The organism is Pseudomonas sp. NBB (genome assembly GCF_032701105.1).
In the GTDB taxonomy this organism is placed as follows: domain Bacteria; phylum Pseudomonadota; class Gammaproteobacteria; order Pseudomonadales; family Pseudomonadaceae; genus Aquipseudomonas; species Aquipseudomonas asiatica.
On the sequence record NZ_CP103994.1, the window covers coordinates 4,366,645 to 4,380,149 of the forward strand.

14 protein-coding genes are annotated in these 13,505 nt (G+C 62.7%); 6 read left to right on the forward strand and 8 right to left on the reverse strand.

Annotation, left to right across the window (positions count from 1 at the left end):
* Positions 1-52: 52 nt before the first annotated feature.
* From NY023_RS20345 to NY023_RS20355, 3 genes are all read right to left on the reverse strand, one after another.
* Positions 53-979 (reverse strand): DMT family transporter, encoded by a 927-nt coding sequence (locus tag NY023_RS20345; protein ID WP_013973697.1) that lies wholly within the window; start codon positions 977-979, stop codon positions 53-55.
* 107 nt (positions 980-1,086) lie between these two features.
* A complete protein-coding gene (locus NY023_RS20350) occupies positions 1,087-1,482 on the reverse strand; it encodes a hypothetical protein (RefSeq protein WP_013973698.1) in 396 nt (131 codons plus the stop codon).
* 77 nt (positions 1,483-1,559) lie between these two features.
* Complete coding sequence (locus NY023_RS20355) at positions 1,560-1,814, reverse strand: BrnA antitoxin family protein (protein WP_013973699.1); 255 nt, start codon at positions 1,812-1,814, stop codon at positions 1,560-1,562.
* Positions 1,815-2,096: 282 nt separating this feature from the next.
* On the opposite strand from NY023_RS20355, the gene NY023_RS20360 reads away from it, so the two are divergent.
* The gene (locus tag NY023_RS20360) at positions 2,097-2,369 is read left to right on the forward strand and encodes a hypothetical protein (RefSeq protein WP_013973700.1); all 273 of its coding nucleotides are present in this window, start codon (positions 2,097-2,099) and stop codon (positions 2,367-2,369) included.
* A gap of 125 nt (positions 2,370-2,494) precedes the next feature.
* Here NY023_RS20360 and NY023_RS20365 read toward each other — a convergent pair whose 3' ends face one another.
* A complete protein-coding gene (locus NY023_RS20365) occupies positions 2,495-3,856 on the reverse strand; it encodes a DEAD/DEAH box helicase (protein WP_038410073.1) in 1,362 nt (453 codons plus the stop codon).
* 104 nt (positions 3,857-3,960) lie between these two features.
* On the opposite strand from NY023_RS20365, the gene NY023_RS20370 reads away from it, so the two are divergent.
* Positions 3,961-5,262, forward strand: coding sequence for a mechanosensitive ion channel family protein (locus NY023_RS20370; protein ID WP_024087553.1), 1,302 nt, complete (start codon positions 3,961-3,963; stop codon positions 5,260-5,262).
* A gap of 311 nt (positions 5,263-5,573) precedes the next feature.
* On the opposite strand, the gene NY023_RS20375 is transcribed toward NY023_RS20370, so the two are convergent.
* The 4 genes from NY023_RS20375 to NY023_RS20390 all read right to left on the reverse strand — a co-directional run bounded on the left by NY023_RS20375 (position 5,574) and on the right by NY023_RS20390 (position 9,217).
* Positions 5,574-6,950: a purine-cytosine permease family protein gene (locus NY023_RS20375; protein ID WP_024087554.1), complete on the reverse strand. Its 1,377-nt coding sequence runs from the start codon at positions 6,948-6,950 to the stop codon at positions 5,574-5,576.
* Between the two features lie 72 nt (positions 6,951-7,022).
* A complete protein-coding gene (locus tag NY023_RS20380; RefSeq protein ID WP_013973704.1) occupies positions 7,023-7,904 on the reverse strand; it encodes a carboxylate/amino acid/amine transporter in 882 nt (293 codons plus the stop codon).
* Positions 7,905-8,192: 288 nt separating this feature from the next.
* Positions 8,193-8,792 carry an FMN-dependent NADH-azoreductase gene (locus tag NY023_RS20385; protein ID WP_013973705.1) on the reverse strand — a complete coding sequence of 200 codons (600 nt, stop codon included), beginning with the start codon at positions 8,790-8,792 and terminating at the stop codon, positions 8,193-8,195.
* A gap of 110 nt (positions 8,793-8,902) precedes the next feature.
* On the reverse strand, positions 8,903-9,217 hold the full coding sequence (locus NY023_RS20390) for a hypothetical protein (protein WP_012051530.1): 315 nt from the start codon (positions 9,215-9,217) through the stop codon (positions 8,903-8,905).
* Between the two features lie 48 nt (positions 9,218-9,265).
* On the opposite strand from NY023_RS20390, the gene NY023_RS20395 reads away from it, so the two are divergent.
* The 4 genes from NY023_RS20395 (at position 9,266) to NY023_RS20410 (ending at position 13,462) form a co-directional block, all read left to right on the forward strand.
* Positions 9,266-10,189: a LysR family transcriptional regulator gene (locus NY023_RS20395; protein ID WP_009683100.1), complete on the forward strand. Its 924-nt coding sequence runs from the start codon at positions 9,266-9,268 to the stop codon at positions 10,187-10,189.
* 13 nt (positions 10,190-10,202) lie between these two features.
* A complete protein-coding gene (locus tag NY023_RS20400; protein WP_013973707.1) occupies positions 10,203-11,015 on the forward strand; it encodes an alpha/beta fold hydrolase in 813 nt (270 codons plus the stop codon).
* Positions 11,009-11,566, forward strand: a complete 558-nt coding sequence (locus tag NY023_RS20405) for a peptidylprolyl isomerase A (RefSeq protein WP_013973708.1) — start codon at positions 11,009-11,011, stop codon at positions 11,564-11,566. Before NY023_RS20400 ends, NY023_RS20405 begins: the two co-directional genes overlap by 7 nt.
* A 63-nt stretch (positions 11,567-11,629) precedes the next feature.
* Entirely contained in the window at positions 11,630-13,462 is a 1,833-nt protein-coding gene (locus NY023_RS20410; protein ID WP_013973709.1) for an ABC transporter ATP-binding protein, read from the forward strand.
* Positions 13,463-13,505 lie beyond the last annotated feature (43 nt).

A 13,505-nucleotide genomic window follows, 5' to 3' on the forward strand; every position in this document is an offset into this window, starting at 1 on the left:
CGGCCCCTGTGGGAGCGGGTTTACCCGCGAAGAGGCCGTAACAGGCTAGAACTCACCCCACAAACTTACGCAACTGCTGCTTCACCCAAGGCTCGGCACTCACCAGCACCACCCCCAGCAGCACCATCAACGCGCCAACCACAAAGTTCAGGCTAAGCGGCTCATCCAGCAACAACACGCCAAAGGTCACCCCGAACAGCGGGGTGATGAACGAGAACACTGCCAGGTTCGACGCCAGGTATTTGCGCAGCAACCAGAACCAGGTCAGGTAGCTGATGAACGACACCACAATCCCCTGGAACAGCACGCTGCCCATCGCCAGCGGCGTCAGCGTCACCGCGCCGATCTGGCCGCTGAGCAAGGCAATCAGCAGCAAGCCGGCAAAGCCCACCGCCAGCTGATAGAACAGGGTCAGGGTCGCCGGTGCTTCCGACAGCCGCGAGCAGCGCACCACCACCGTAGTCGCCCCCCAGGCCAGCCCGGCGATCACGCCAAAGGCATCCCCCAGCAGAGTGCGGCCATCCATGTGCTCGAACGACATACCGCCGGCAAACGCCATGGCAATGCCGCCGAACGCCAGCAGGATCCCAAGCCATTGCAGCAGCCGCAGGCGTTCGCTGGGCAGCCTGAAATGCAGGCCCAACGCGGTAAACACCGGCGCTGTATAGAGAAACACCGACATGTGCGCCGCCGACGTCAGCTTCAGCCCCTCGGCAATGAACAGGAACTCCAGGCCGAACAATCCGCCCGCCACCACCCCGGCACGCCAGGTGCTGCCGACCTGCTCCCAGCCCCCGCGCCAGCACAGCATCAGGCCCACCAGCACGGCGGCGATGCCGTTGCGCAGGGCCGCCTGCATCACCGGCGCGATATCGATGGCAGCAGTCTTGATCAGGACCTGCTGGCAGCCCCAGATCAGGCACAGCCCCAGCATCACCTGGAAGGCAAAGGCGTCAGGGTTCTTGCGGGCCGCGCTCATGAGCGGGCCTCTGCGATGGTCATTGGCATGGGCGAGGGCTCGGCAGTTATTCAGGAACTACCGATTATCGGGTTTCCATGGCCACCCTTGCCAGCCTCAAAACGACCTCAGGCGATCTGTGCCTTCGCCGACACCTGCTCGAAGGTGGTTTCATCCAGCGCATCCTCCTGCTCGTCCAGCACCTGGCGCGGGTGCTCGAAGCCGGGGATGCTGCTGTCGATCAGGCTCATCAACCGCGAGCCTCGTTCGGTCAGCACGAAATTCTCGCCATTACCACCATCTTCTTCGGGTCGGGTTTCGATGAAACCACGCTCGAACAACAGCCTCTCGTACTCGCAGGCACGGGTTTTCAGGTGGTCCAGGTCGCCCACCGGCTCCCCCTTGGCAGCCAGTGCCGCAGCGTGCTGCTCGGCATAGGGGCGTGGCGTGAAGCTGTGACCGGCGCCGTTCTGCACCTCGTGCAGCAAACGCTCGATCAGGTCCCAGTCGTAGGCGATGCTCATGGCTACGGGCTCCTGCTGTGGACGGAAGGGGTACACAGGTTGGGACCTGCCGAGGTTGCCCGGCGTTCCGAAATATCTCAGCGCTGGCGTTTTTGCGCTTGCATGTACTGGCGCAGCAACTGGTTGATCCGGGTCTGGTAGCCGCTACCCTGCTCTTTGAACCAGGCGAGGACATCGGAATCGAGGCGAATGGTCACCGTCTGCTTGGCTGGAACACGCAGCTCAGCCTCGCGGAAGAAATTTTCATCCAGCTCAGGAATATCCGAGGTATCAATAGCCTGGTCGTCCTGTCGAGCCAGGCGACTCCAGTCAGTTTTCGATGCTTTGGTCATAATGTCTGGCCTCCCATTTGGTCCGTATTTACACCTGTACATACGACACCTCCTGATCCAGGCCAAAGCTAGGGAGCGATCGCACACTCTTCAATAGCTTCAGGAGGTTTTGGGAAAGGGATTACAACCTGGAGGGAAGTGGCCTGGCCAAATGGCTCACAAGGCTAGGTCAGATGCCCAGCTGGGGACAGGCTGACCATGAAGTGCCACCGGTCGAAGGCGCTGAACTAACGGCCAGGCACATGCCTCCACCGGGCATCACCACCGCCGGAGGTAGGAAGGATGAAACTGCTGCTGCCCATTGCCTGTGCCACTGCCCTGTCCTGCGCCCTGCCCGCCTGGGCCTGCACACCGGAAGAAGCAACGCAGAAACGCGAAGAGCTGGCCGGGTTGGTCACCCAGTTGACCGAGCAGAACCCGCAGAAGGCCAAGGAGATCAATGACGAACTTCAAGGGATGGAGCTGGGGACGGCGAGCAAGGATTTGCCCGACAAGTGTCAGCTGATCGACAAGCGGATCAAGGAGTTGAAAGAGGCGGAGAAAAAGGCTGAATAGTGGTCGCCTGTGCTGGCCTCTTCGCGGGTAAACCCGCTCCCACAGGGATCGCACAGGCCTGGAAGCCTGTGGGGTCGCTGTGGGAGCGGGTTCACCCGCGAAGAAGCTAACACCGTTACCGAGCGTTACTCAGCCGCAGGCCTGCGCTTCTTCAGCGGCGCCAGGCCGTCAGCGCTGGCCAGCGGTGCATTGGCCTTCGGCTTGGCGGTTGGCTTGCGCTTGGCGGCCGCCTTCTTGTCACCGGTCTTCTTCTCGACCTTTTTCTTCTTGCTGCCAGCCGCCTTGCCCGAGGCCTTGACCTTCTTAGGCCCGTTGTAGGTGCCCTTCACTTCCTTGATCACCCGGCGCTCGAACTGCTGCTTGAGGTAGCGCTCGATGCTCGACATCAGGTTCCAGTCGTTGTGGGTGATCAGCGAGATCGCCAGGCCTTCGCCACCGGCACGGCCGGTACGGCCCACGCGGTGCACGTACTCGTCACCGCTGCGCGGCATGTCGAAGTTGATCACCAGGTCCAGGCCGTCGATGTCCAGGCCACGGGCCGCAACGTCGGTAGCCACCAGCACCTTGGAGCTGCCCTGCTTGAAGCGGTCCAGGGCCAGCTTGCGGTCCTTCTGGTCCTTCTCGCCGTGCAGCACGAAGGCCTTCACGTCCTTGGCCACCAGGTGGCCGTAGATGCGGTCGGCCAGCGCGCGGGTGTTGGTGAAGATGATCGCCTTGTCGAAGGTTTCGTTGGCCAGCAGCCACTGCACGATCTGCTCTTTGTGCTGGTCGTGGTCGGCGGTGATGATCTGCTGGCGGGTGCCTTCGGCCAACTGCGAGACGCTGTTGAGCATCAGGTGCTCTGGGTCTTTCAGCACCTTGCCGATGATGTCGCGCAGGGCCGCACCACCGGTGGTGGCGGAGAACAGCAGGGTCTGCTGGCGGTTCTCGCACTCCTTGCACAGGCGCTCCATGTCCTCGGCAAAGCCCATGTCGAGCATGCGGTCGGCTTCGTCGAGGATCAGCACCTGCACGTGGGACAGGTCGAGGTTGCCGGCATTGAGCTGCTCGAGCAGGCGGCCCGGGGTGCCGATCAGCACGTCCGGCACCTTGCGCAGCATGGCGGCCTGTTCCTTGAAGTCTTCACCGCCGGTAACCAGGCCCGACTTGATGTAGGTGAACTGCGAGAACAGCTGTACCTGCTTGAGGGTCTGCTGGGCCAGCTCACGGGTCGGCAGCAGGATCAGCGCGCGGATCTCGACGCGGCGTTCGCGCAGGTCGACCAGGCGGTTGAGCAGCGGCAGCACGAAGGCCGCGGTCTTGCCGCTGCCGGTCTGCGCGGTCACGCGCAGGTCACGCCCTTGCAGGGCCAGGGGGATGGCCGCGGCCTGCACCGGGGTTGGCTCGACAAAGTTAAGCTCGGCCACGGCTTTAAGCAGGCGTTCATGCAGGGCGAATTGGGAGAACACGGAGGTAACCTCAGGCAAGTGCGGAAAATTCAGTTGCATAGGGTAACGTTTTCTGCCGCCTTAGCCGAATTTCTTTTGGCAACTTTGTCGCCATCCGCGCTCTAATGGCGCTTCGTTTGGCAACAAAGACTGTACGCAAGCCCATGGATATCCAACGAATCTGGCGTGACTCCCTCGACCTGTGGGGCACCCTTGACCAACATCCGATGCTGCACGCGGCCATCGGCCTGGCGGTGCTGCTGCTGGTTTCCCTGGTCATCGGCCGCCTGGCACGCTTCCTGGTGTTGCACGGCGCCCGCCTGCTCGCCCGCCAGCCAGCGCTGAAGTGGCTGGACGACCTGCGCAACAACAAGGTTTTCCACCGCCTGGCACAGACCACGCCGTCACTGGTGCTGCAGTTCGGCCTGAAACTGGTGCCCGAGCTGTCCGACACCGCCCAGCACTTCCTCGGCAATGTCGCCCTGGCCTTTACCCTGCTGTTCATGACCATGGCGTTGTCGTGCCTGCTGGATGCCCTGCTCGACATCTACGCCCGCACCGAACACGCCCGCACCCGCTCGATCAAGGGTTATGTGCAACTGGCCAAGATGATGCTGTGGATCTTCGCCTCCATCGTCATCGTCGCCACCCTGATCGACCGCTCGCCACTGTTGCTGCTGTCGGGTCTGGGTGCCATGTCGGCGGTGCTGCTGTTGGTGTACAAGGACACCCTGCTGTCGTTCGTCGCCAGTGTGCAGCTGACCAGCAACGACATGCTGCACGTGGGCGACTGGATCGAAATGCCCCAGGTGGGCGCCGATGGCGATGTGGTGGACATCACCCTGCACACCGTGAAAGTGCAAAACTTCGACAAGACCATTGTCTCCATCCCCACCTGGCGCCTGATGAGCGAGTCGTTCCGCAACTACCGCGGCATGCAGCAGTCCGGTGGCCGACGCATCAAGCGCAGCCTGTTCATCGACGCGGCCGGCGTGCGGTTCCTGACTCGCGAGGAAGAACAGCGGCTGAGCCAGGTGCACTTGCTGGCCGACTACCTGGCCGGCAAGCGCCAGGAGCTGCAGCGCTGGAACGAGGCCATGGGGCCGGTGGCCGAGCTGTCGGCCAATCGCCGCAAGCTCACCAACATCGGCACCTTCCGAGCGTTTGCCCTGGCCTATCTGAAGAATCATCCCAACGTGCACCCGAACATGACCTGCATAGTGCGGCAGATGCAGACCACCGCCGAGGGCGTGCCGCTGGAGATCTACTGCTTTACCACCACCACGGTGTGGGCGGATTACGAGCGGATTCAGGGGGATATCTTCGACTACCTGCTGGCGGTGTTGCCGGAGTTTGGCTTGAGCCTGTATCAGCAGCCGAGTGGCAACGACATGCGGGCGGGGTTGAGCGGGCGTGTATCGCAAGAGCCTGTGCCGCGTCGGCTGGAAGACATGAGCGAGGCTTGATATTGCCGGGGCTGCTTCGCAGCCCATCGCCTGCAAGCCAGCTCCCACAGAGGTCACGCAGATCGTGAGATCTTCGTTGTACCTGTGGGAGCGGCTTTAGCCGCGAAGAATCCAACGCGGTGCATGGCACCGGCTGCGCCGGTGTTCGCGGCTAAAGCCGCTCCCACAGGGCCCCTGCTAATTCAATGAGTTATGTGCAGTTCGATGAGAGCTGGCTTGCCGGCGATGGGCCGCAAAGCGGCCCCAAATTGTTTGACTGACAGGCATTACGAGGGTGGTGTTTAAGCAGCCCTTTTCGTGCCAGGGCCGAGTCAGGTGTGCGCATTCATGGTTGTCGAAAGCCGGTTGCTCCCGCGCCCATGGACCATGCAGTACAGCGCACCGGCCAGGATCAACCCCATCGCCCAACTGATATCCGCCCCCAGCCACTCAGCCACGAACCCCGTGTAGAACGACAGCTTCATGAACGGGATGGTACCGATGATCGACACGGCGTACACCGCCAGGCTTCGACGATTGAAGCATCCATAACGCCCCTTGGAGTCATACAGCGCCCCCACATCATAGCGGCCCCTGCATACCCAGTAGTAATCCACCAGGTTGATGGCGCTCCATGGGATCAACAGGTACAGCTGGCCGATCAGGATGTCGGCAAAGAACGTATCGAAATTGTATTGGGTGGCGATGGCGATCAGCGTTGCCGCTGCGGTCAGGCCAGCCATTACCACGGCCTTGGCCGTCGCGGTCACACGCCGGATGGCCTTGAAGGCACCAAAGATCGTGACCGACGACATGTAGGCGCTGTACAGGCACAGCACGTTGTACTGGATCACCCCCAGCGCTATCACTGCCAGCGCCAACGGCGCCCACGGGCCGAACAACGCGGCAATGGCTGTGGCCGGGTCATGCCCCAGTGCCGACGGCAATGCCACTGCCACCAGCGCGCCGAGTGCCATCATGGCGAAGGAGCCCAGCGCACAACCGCAGTAGGTGGCCCAGAACGTGGCGCGTGGGTTGACGTTGGCCGGCAGGTAGCGCGAGTAATCGGCTACATAGGGGCCATACCCCAGCGTCCAGGAGGCCGACTGGGCCACGATCAGGTTGAAGGCGGTGAACGAGAAGCCGGTACTCACTGCCGTCGTGGTTGCCATGTCGCCGGGGTGCAGCAGGATCAGCACCAGGGCGCCCGCAAAAACCAGCGTGGACAACAGGCTCATCCACGCGCCCAGGCGGTGGATCAGCTCGTAGCCGACAAAGCCGATAACAAAGGTCAGCAAGCCGACCACCACGATCGCCTGGTCATCGCTCATGGGCACCAGCGCCTGCAAGGCACTGCGCATCAGCACGCCGCTGGCGGCGAGGAACAGGACTGCGGCCGTGACCATCACCAGCAGAGGGAGCGCGGCACCATGGACACCGAACTGGGCCCGGCTCTGGATCATCTGTGGCACGCCCAGGTGAGGCCCTTGGGCAGAATGCGCGGCCATGAACACGGTGCCGATGAGGTTACCGACCAACAGGCCCAACAAGGTCCAGCCAAGGCTTAGCCCCGATGCAATGCCCAGGGTGCCGACCATCAGCGCGGTTATCTGGAAATTGGAGCTGAACCAGATGGTGAACAATCGTTTAGGCGTGCCATAACGCTCTGCGTGTGGGACAAATTCGATACTTCGCGTTTCTAGCTTCACGCCGGTCTCCCGATTTTGTTTTCCGGATTATCGGGTAGGGACCGGCGGAATTTGGGTTCAGTAACGAACGCGTCATAGCTGACTGCGCCATGGCTTGCTTGATAACGTCAGGGTACCCAGGCGGCTCATCCACACCGACGCCAGGATCACTGCCCCGCCGATGAACAGCCTGCCCAATGGCTCGTCCTGGTTCCAGATCAGTAGATTGAGCAGCAACCCTACCGGCACATGCAGGTTGTTCATCACCGCCAGCGTCCCGCCCGAAACCATGCAGGCGCCCTTGTTCCACCAGTACAGCCCCAGCGCCGTCGGGCACAGGCCCAGGAACAGCAGCACCAGCCACTGCACATCGGTGGTCGGCAGGTGCTGGGCGTTGCCGAACAGCAGGAAGGCCGGCAACACCACGAGCAAAGCCCCCAGGTAGAAATAGCCGAAGCGCTTGTAGTGCGGCAGGTCGCTGGGGTGGCGTGCAACCAGATGGCGGTACAGCACCTGGCCGGCGGCGTAGGTGAAGTTGGCCAGTTGCAGCAGCAGGAAGCCGATGAAGAACTCGCCGCTGATGGTGTCGAAGCGGATCACCGCCGCGCCGGCCACCGCCACCAGCGCTGCCAGCAGCGCCCACGGGTTGAAGCGCCGGTTCATGGCGTCTTCGATCAGCGTCACGTGCAACGGCGTGAGAATGGTGAACAGCAGCACCTCCGGCACGGTGAGCACGCGAAAGCTCAGGTACAGGCAGACGTAGGTGATGCCGTACTGCAACGCGCCGATCAGCAGCATAGAGCGCATGAAGCGCGGCTCGACCTGGCGCCAGCGGGTCAGCGGCAGGAACACCAGGCCAGCCAGCACCACGCGCGCGAGCACGGCAAAGTAGCTGTCGACGTGCCCGGCCAGGTACTCGCCGATCAGGCTGAAGGAAAACGCCTGGATCAGCGCGACGATTATCAGGTAGCCCATGGTTGCCTCTCGTGGATCAAGGCCGCGACCTTAGCGGGTTGCGGCAAATGAGTTCAACCATGAGGAATGTAAGGGCTGTGCCGGCCTCTTCGCGGGTAAACCCGCTCCCACAGGGACACCACAGGCCTCAGGTGCCGTGATATCCCTGTGGGAGCGGGTTTACCCGCGAAGAGGCCGGCACAGGCACCCATGAAATTCCAGGCATAAAAAAAAAGCCCGGCCATGCAGGCCGGGCAGGTACACCCAAAGGAGCAACAACAGGTGTCAGGGTTGGGAATTCGCTAAGCCTCAGGCCACCGCCGCCAGCTTGGCCTTGGCCTGGTTGACGCCCTTCTCGTGGAAGTCAGCGCTCATGTTCAGGCCTTCGGCATGGATGAAGTCGACATCGTGAATGCCGATGAAGGCCATTACCTGGCGCAGGTACGGTTCTTGGTGGTCGCTGGTGGCGCCGGCGTGGATGCCGCCACGGGCAGTCAGGACGATGGCGCGCTTGCCGGTCAGCAAACCCTGCGGGCCGGTGGGGGTGTACTTGAAGGTGATGCCGGCACGCAGCACATGGTCCAGCCAGGCCTTCAGGGTGCTGGGGATGGTGAAGTTGTACATCGGCGCAGCCATCACCAGCACGTCGGCGGCGAGCAGTTCATCGGTCAGTTCGTTGGAGCGGGCCAAGGCGTCCAGTTCCGCCGCACTGCGCTGTTCTTCGGGCTTCATCCAGCCACCCAGCAGGTTGGCGTCCAGGTGCGGCACCGGGTTCACGGCCAGGTCGCGCACACTGATCTGATCGGCCGGGTGGGCGGCCTGCCACTGCTGGATGAAATCACGGGTCAGCTGACGGGAAACGGAATCCTGCTGGCGGGCGCTGCTTTCGATGATCAGTACGCGGGACATTGGGGTGCCTCCATCGGCAAAAAGGGTTGCGATTCGATGGAGGTGAGATTACGGGTTGACCTATCGATAAAAAAGCGTAAAAAATGGGTTCAATCTATCGATTTATCAGTTTATTCTGCACTGCAGTTCAAGGCGATCCGTAGTTTGATGATCTGCCGGTTGAACTTGGCAGTGACATCGACGCTTTTACCGGCCGGTACGTTCACCCGGCGCACCCTTGGTGCCTCGGGGCCATTGCGGAAGGTCACCTTGCACGCGGCCGGTACCTGCCCATAGTTGTTGAGGGTGATGGCGCCAATGTCATAGGCCGTGTCATAGGCGGTGTAGTCGAGCTTTACCCCGGTCAGTTCCTTCTCAACGTCGATGGGATAAGCCATGGCCCCGAGGGGCAGGCACATCAGTATTGCCGCACAACATTTCTTCATTGGCCGCTCTCCTTGAAAGAGCGCAGCTTAGGACAACAGGAGCGAAAGATGAAAGCGCCGCGCGTAACCCTTGACCAGTGGCGAACCCTGCAGGCAGTGGTCGATCACGGTGGGTTTGCCCAGGCCGCCGAGGCACTGCACCGCTCGCAGTCATCGGTCAGCTACACCGTGGCCCGCATGCAGGAGCAACTGGGCGTGCCGCTGCTGCGCATCGACGGCCGCAAGGCGGTGCTCACCGAGGCCGGCAGTGTGCTGCTGCGCCGTTCGCGCCACCTGGTCAAGCAGGCCAGCCAGCTCGAAGACCTTGCCCACCACATGGAACAGGGCTGGGAGGCCGAGGTACGCCTGGTGGTGGATGCCGCCTACCCCAGTGCCCGCCTGGTCCGCGCCCTGGCCGCGTTCATGCCGCAGAGCCGTGGCTGCCGGGTGCGCCTGCGTGAAGAAGTGCTGTCTGGCGTCGAGGAAGTGATGCACGAAGGCATCGCCGACCTGGCCATCAGCAGCTACAGCATCGGCGGCTACCTGGGCGCCGAACTGAGCGCGGTGGAGTTCGTCGCCGTCGCCCACCCCGAACACAGCCTGCACCGCCTGGGCCGCGAACTGACCTTCCAGGACCTGGAGAGCCAGTTGCAGGTGGTAATCCGCGACTCGGGCCGCGCCCAGCCGCGCGATGTCGGCTGGCTGGGTGCCGAGCAACGCTGGACCGTCGGCAGCCTGGGCACCGCCGCTACCTTTGTCAGCAGTGGCCTGGGCTTTGCCTGGCTGCCCCGCCACATGATCGAGCGCGAGCTACGCGAAGGCGTGCTCAAGCCGTTGCCGCTGGATCAGGGTGGCAGCCGCCACCCACTGTTCTACCTTTATTCGAGCAAAGAGAAGACCTTGGGCCCGGCTACGCAGATTCTCATCGACCTGCTGCGCAATTTCGACACCGCGCCATTGGACGTGCCCTTCGCAGCCCCCCCGCAAGCCTGAGAGGACCGCGCCCATGGCCTATTTCGAACACGAAGGATGCACACTGCATTACGAGGAATACGGCCAGGGCGAACCCCTGGTATTGCTGCATGGCCTGGGCTCCAGCTGCCAGGACTGGGAGCTGCAGGTGCCGGTGCTCAGCCGCCATTACCGGGTAATCCTCATGGACATCCGCGGCCACGGCCGCTCCGACAAGCCACGCGACGGTTACCAGATCGCCACCTTCAGTGCCGACCTGCTGGCCCTGCTCGAACACCTGCACACCGGCCCCGTGCACATCGTCGGCCTGTCCATGGGTGGCATGGTCGCCTTCCAGTTCGCTGTCGACCACCCGCAGTGGCTGCGCAGCCTGTGCATCGTCAACAGCGCCCCCGAGGTCAAGCGTCGCACCCGCAGTGACTGGGTGTGGTGGCTCAAGCGCTGGGGCCTGGCGCGCCTGCTCAGTGTCGAAACCGTCGGCAAGGGCCTGGCCGAGCGGCTGTTCCCCAAACCGCAGCAGGCCGAACTGCGGCACAAGATGGCCCAGCGCTGGGCACGCAACGACAAGCGCGCCTACCTCAAGAGTTTCGACGCCATCGTCGACTGGGGTGTGCAGGAACGCATCGGCCAGGTTCACTGTCCTACCCTGGTGATCGCAGCCGACCAGGATTACACCCCGATACAACTGAAAGAACGCTACGTTGCCCTGATGCCTCACGCCAGGCTGGTGGTCATCGACGATTCCCGGCACGCTACACCCCTCGACCAACCCGAGGTCTTCAACCAGACCCTGCTGCAGTTCCTTGCAGCCGCTTCCACCTCTCAAGGATCTTTGAGCCCATGCTGAAAAAACTCCTGCTCACCGCCTGCTCGGTCGCCTTCGCCACCAGCGTCATGGCCTCCGACAAGACCCCGCACGTACTGCTGGACACCAGCTTCGGCCAGGTCGAGATCGAGCTCAACGCCGAGAAGGCACCGATCAGTACCAAGAACTTCCTGCAGTACGTCGACAGCGGCTTTTACAACAACACCATCTTCCACCGCGTGATCCCGGGCTTCATGGTCCAGGGTGGCGGTTTCACCGAGCAGATGGTGCAGAAAGAAACCCAGGACCCGATCAAGAACGAGGCCGGCAACGGCCTGCAGAACACCCGTGGCACGCTGTCGATGGCGCGCACATCCAACCCGAACTCGGCCACCAGCCAGTTCTTCATCAACGTCGCCGACAACGATTTTCTCAATCCGGGCCGCGACGCCGGTTACGCCGTATTCGGCAAAGTGACCAAGGGCATGGAGGTGGTAGACCAGATCGTCAATTCACCGACCACCGTCAAGAAAGGCATGCGCGATGTGCCAGCCGATCCGGTCTACATCAAGTCCGCCAAACGCATCGACTGACCGCAGGTTTCACAGGGACGTGAAAACCTTCCGGGGTCGGGTAGCACAGGAGTCTTGTCACCCATGCTGTACCGCCGTTTCGAGCAACTGATCGACATCTTCCGCGACGCGCCCAGCGAGTCGCCACCTGGCCAGGTGTGGCCGTTCTACCTGTACTACCTGCGCCAGGTGTGGCCGAGCTTTCTCGCCCTGCTGGTGGTGGGCCTGTTCGCCTCGCTGATCGAGGTGGCGATGTTCAGCTACCTCAGCCGCATCATCGACCTGGCACAGGGCACGCCCAATGCCAGTTTCTTCAGCGAACACAGCGGCGAACTGATCTGGATGCTGGTGGTGATCCTGCTGTTGCGCCCGATATTCTTCGGCCTGCACGACCTGCTGGTGCACCAGACCATCAACCCCGGCATGACCAGCCTGATCCGCTGGCAAAACCACACCTATGTACTCAAGCAGAGCCTGAACTTCTTCCAGAGCGACTTCGCCGGGCGCATCGCCCAGCGCATCATGCAGACCGGCAACTCACTGCGAGACTCTGCGGTGCAGGCGGTGGATGCGCTATGGCACGTGCTGATCTACGCCATTACCTCGCTGGTGCTGTTCGCCGAGGCCGACTGGCGCCTGATGCTGCCGCTGCTGCTATGGATCGCAGGCTACATCGCCGCGCTGTTCTACTTCGTCCCCCGGGTGAAGGAGCGTTCGGTGATTTCCTCCGACGCCCGCTCCAAGCTGATGGGCCGCATAGTCGACGGCTACACCAACATCGCCACCCTCAAGCTGTTCGCCCACACCGACTTCGAACAGCAGTACGCGCGCGAAGCGATCCGCGAACAGACAGAGAAAACCCAGCTGGCCGCACGCGTGGTCACCAGCATGGACGTGGTCATCACCACCCTCAATGGCTTGCTGGTGGTCGCCACCACAGGCCTGGCGCTGTGGCTGTGGAGCCAGTCGCTGATCACCGTCGGCGCCATCGCCCTGGCCACCGGCCTGGTGATCCGCATCGTCAACATGTCGGGCTGGATCATGTGGGTGGTCAACGGCATCTTCGAGAACATCGGCATGGTCCAGGACGGCCTGCAGACCATCGCCCAGCCGGTCACCGTCACCGACCGGCCCAACGCACCGGCGCTCAAGGTCAGCCGCGGTGCGGTGCGTTTCGATGATGTGGACTTCCATTACGGCAAGGCCGCCAACGTGATCGAAGGGCTCAGCCTGGACATACGCCCGGGCGAGAAGATCGGCCTGATCGGCCCCTCGGGGGCAGGCAAGTCGACCCTGGTCAACCTGCTGCTGCGGCTGTATGACGTGCAGGGCGGGCGCATTCTCATCGACGGCCAGGACATTGCCGAGGTAAGCCAGGCCAGCCTGCGCGCGCAGATCGGCATGATCACCCAGGACACCTCGCTGCTGCACCGCTCGATCCGTGACAACCTGCTGTATGGCCGCCCCGATGCCAGCGAGGCCGCGCTTCATGAAGCGGTGCGCCGGGCCCGCGCCGACGAGTTCATCCCGCAGCTGTCGGACGCTCAGGGGCGCACCGGTTTCGATGCCCATGTGGGCGAGCGCGGGGTCAAGCTGTCGGGTGGCCAGCGCCAGCGCATCGCCATTGCCCGGGTGCTGCTGAAGAATGCACCGATCCTGATCATGGACGAGGCCACTTCGGCGCTGGACTCGGAGGTAGAGGCAGCAATCCAGGAAAGCCTGGAGACGCTGATGCAGGGCAAGACGGTGATCGCCATTGCCCACCGGCTTTCCACCATCGCCCGGATGGACCGGCTGGTAGTGCTGGACAAGGGGCGGATTGTCGAGAGTGGCAGCCACAGTGAACTGCTGGAGCAGCAAGGCTTGTATGCCCGGTTGTGGCATCACCAGACCGGGGGGTTTGTCGGGGTCGACTGATTCCTGTACTGGCCTCTTCGCGGGTGAACCCGCTCCCACAGGG

Bases quoted from the DNA above. Each gene is read 5' to 3' on its own strand.
- NY023_RS20395 (WP_009683100.1), top strand. From the start codon at position 9,266: ATGAAAGCGCCGCGCGTAACCCTTGACCAGTGGCGAACCCTGCAGGCA.
- NY023_RS20400 (WP_013973707.1), top strand. From the start codon at position 10,203: ATGGCCTATTTCGAACACGAAGGATGCACACTGCATTACGAGGAATAC.
- NY023_RS20385 (WP_013973705.1), bottom strand. From the start codon at position 8,792: ATGTCCCGCGTACTGATCATCGAAAGCAGCGCCCGCCAGCAGGATTCC.
- NY023_RS20355 (WP_013973699.1), bottom strand. From the start codon at position 1,814: ATGACCAAAGCATCGAAAACTGACTGGAGTCGCCTGGCTCGACAGGAC.
- NY023_RS20345 (WP_013973697.1), bottom strand. From the start codon at position 979: ATGAGCGCGGCCCGCAAGAACCCTGACGCCTTTGCCTTCCAGGTGATG.
- NY023_RS20360 (WP_013973700.1), top strand. From the start codon at position 2,097: ATGAAACTGCTGCTGCCCATTGCCTGTGCCACTGCCCTGTCCTGCGCC.
- NY023_RS20405 (WP_013973708.1), top strand. From the start codon at position 11,009: ATGCTGAAAAAACTCCTGCTCACCGCCTGCTCGGTCGCCTTCGCCACC.
- NY023_RS20365 (WP_038410073.1), bottom strand. From the start codon at position 3,856: ATGCAACTGAATTTTCCGCACTTGCCTGAGGTTACCTCCGTGTTCTCC.
- NY023_RS20370 (WP_024087553.1), top strand. From the start codon at position 3,961: ATGGATATCCAACGAATCTGGCGTGACTCCCTCGACCTGTGGGGCACC.
- NY023_RS20350 (WP_013973698.1), bottom strand. From the start codon at position 1,482: ATGAGCATCGCCTACGACTGGGACCTGATCGAGCGTTTGCTGCACGAG.
- NY023_RS20390 (WP_012051530.1), bottom strand. From the start codon at position 9,217: ATGAAGAAATGTTGTGCGGCAATACTGATGTGCCTGCCCCTCGGGGCC.
- NY023_RS20410 (WP_013973709.1), top strand. From the start codon at position 11,630: ATGCTGTACCGCCGTTTCGAGCAACTGATCGACATCTTCCGCGACGCG.
- NY023_RS20380 (WP_013973704.1), bottom strand. From the start codon at position 7,904: ATGGGCTACCTGATAATCGTCGCGCTGATCCAGGCGTTTTCCTTCAGC.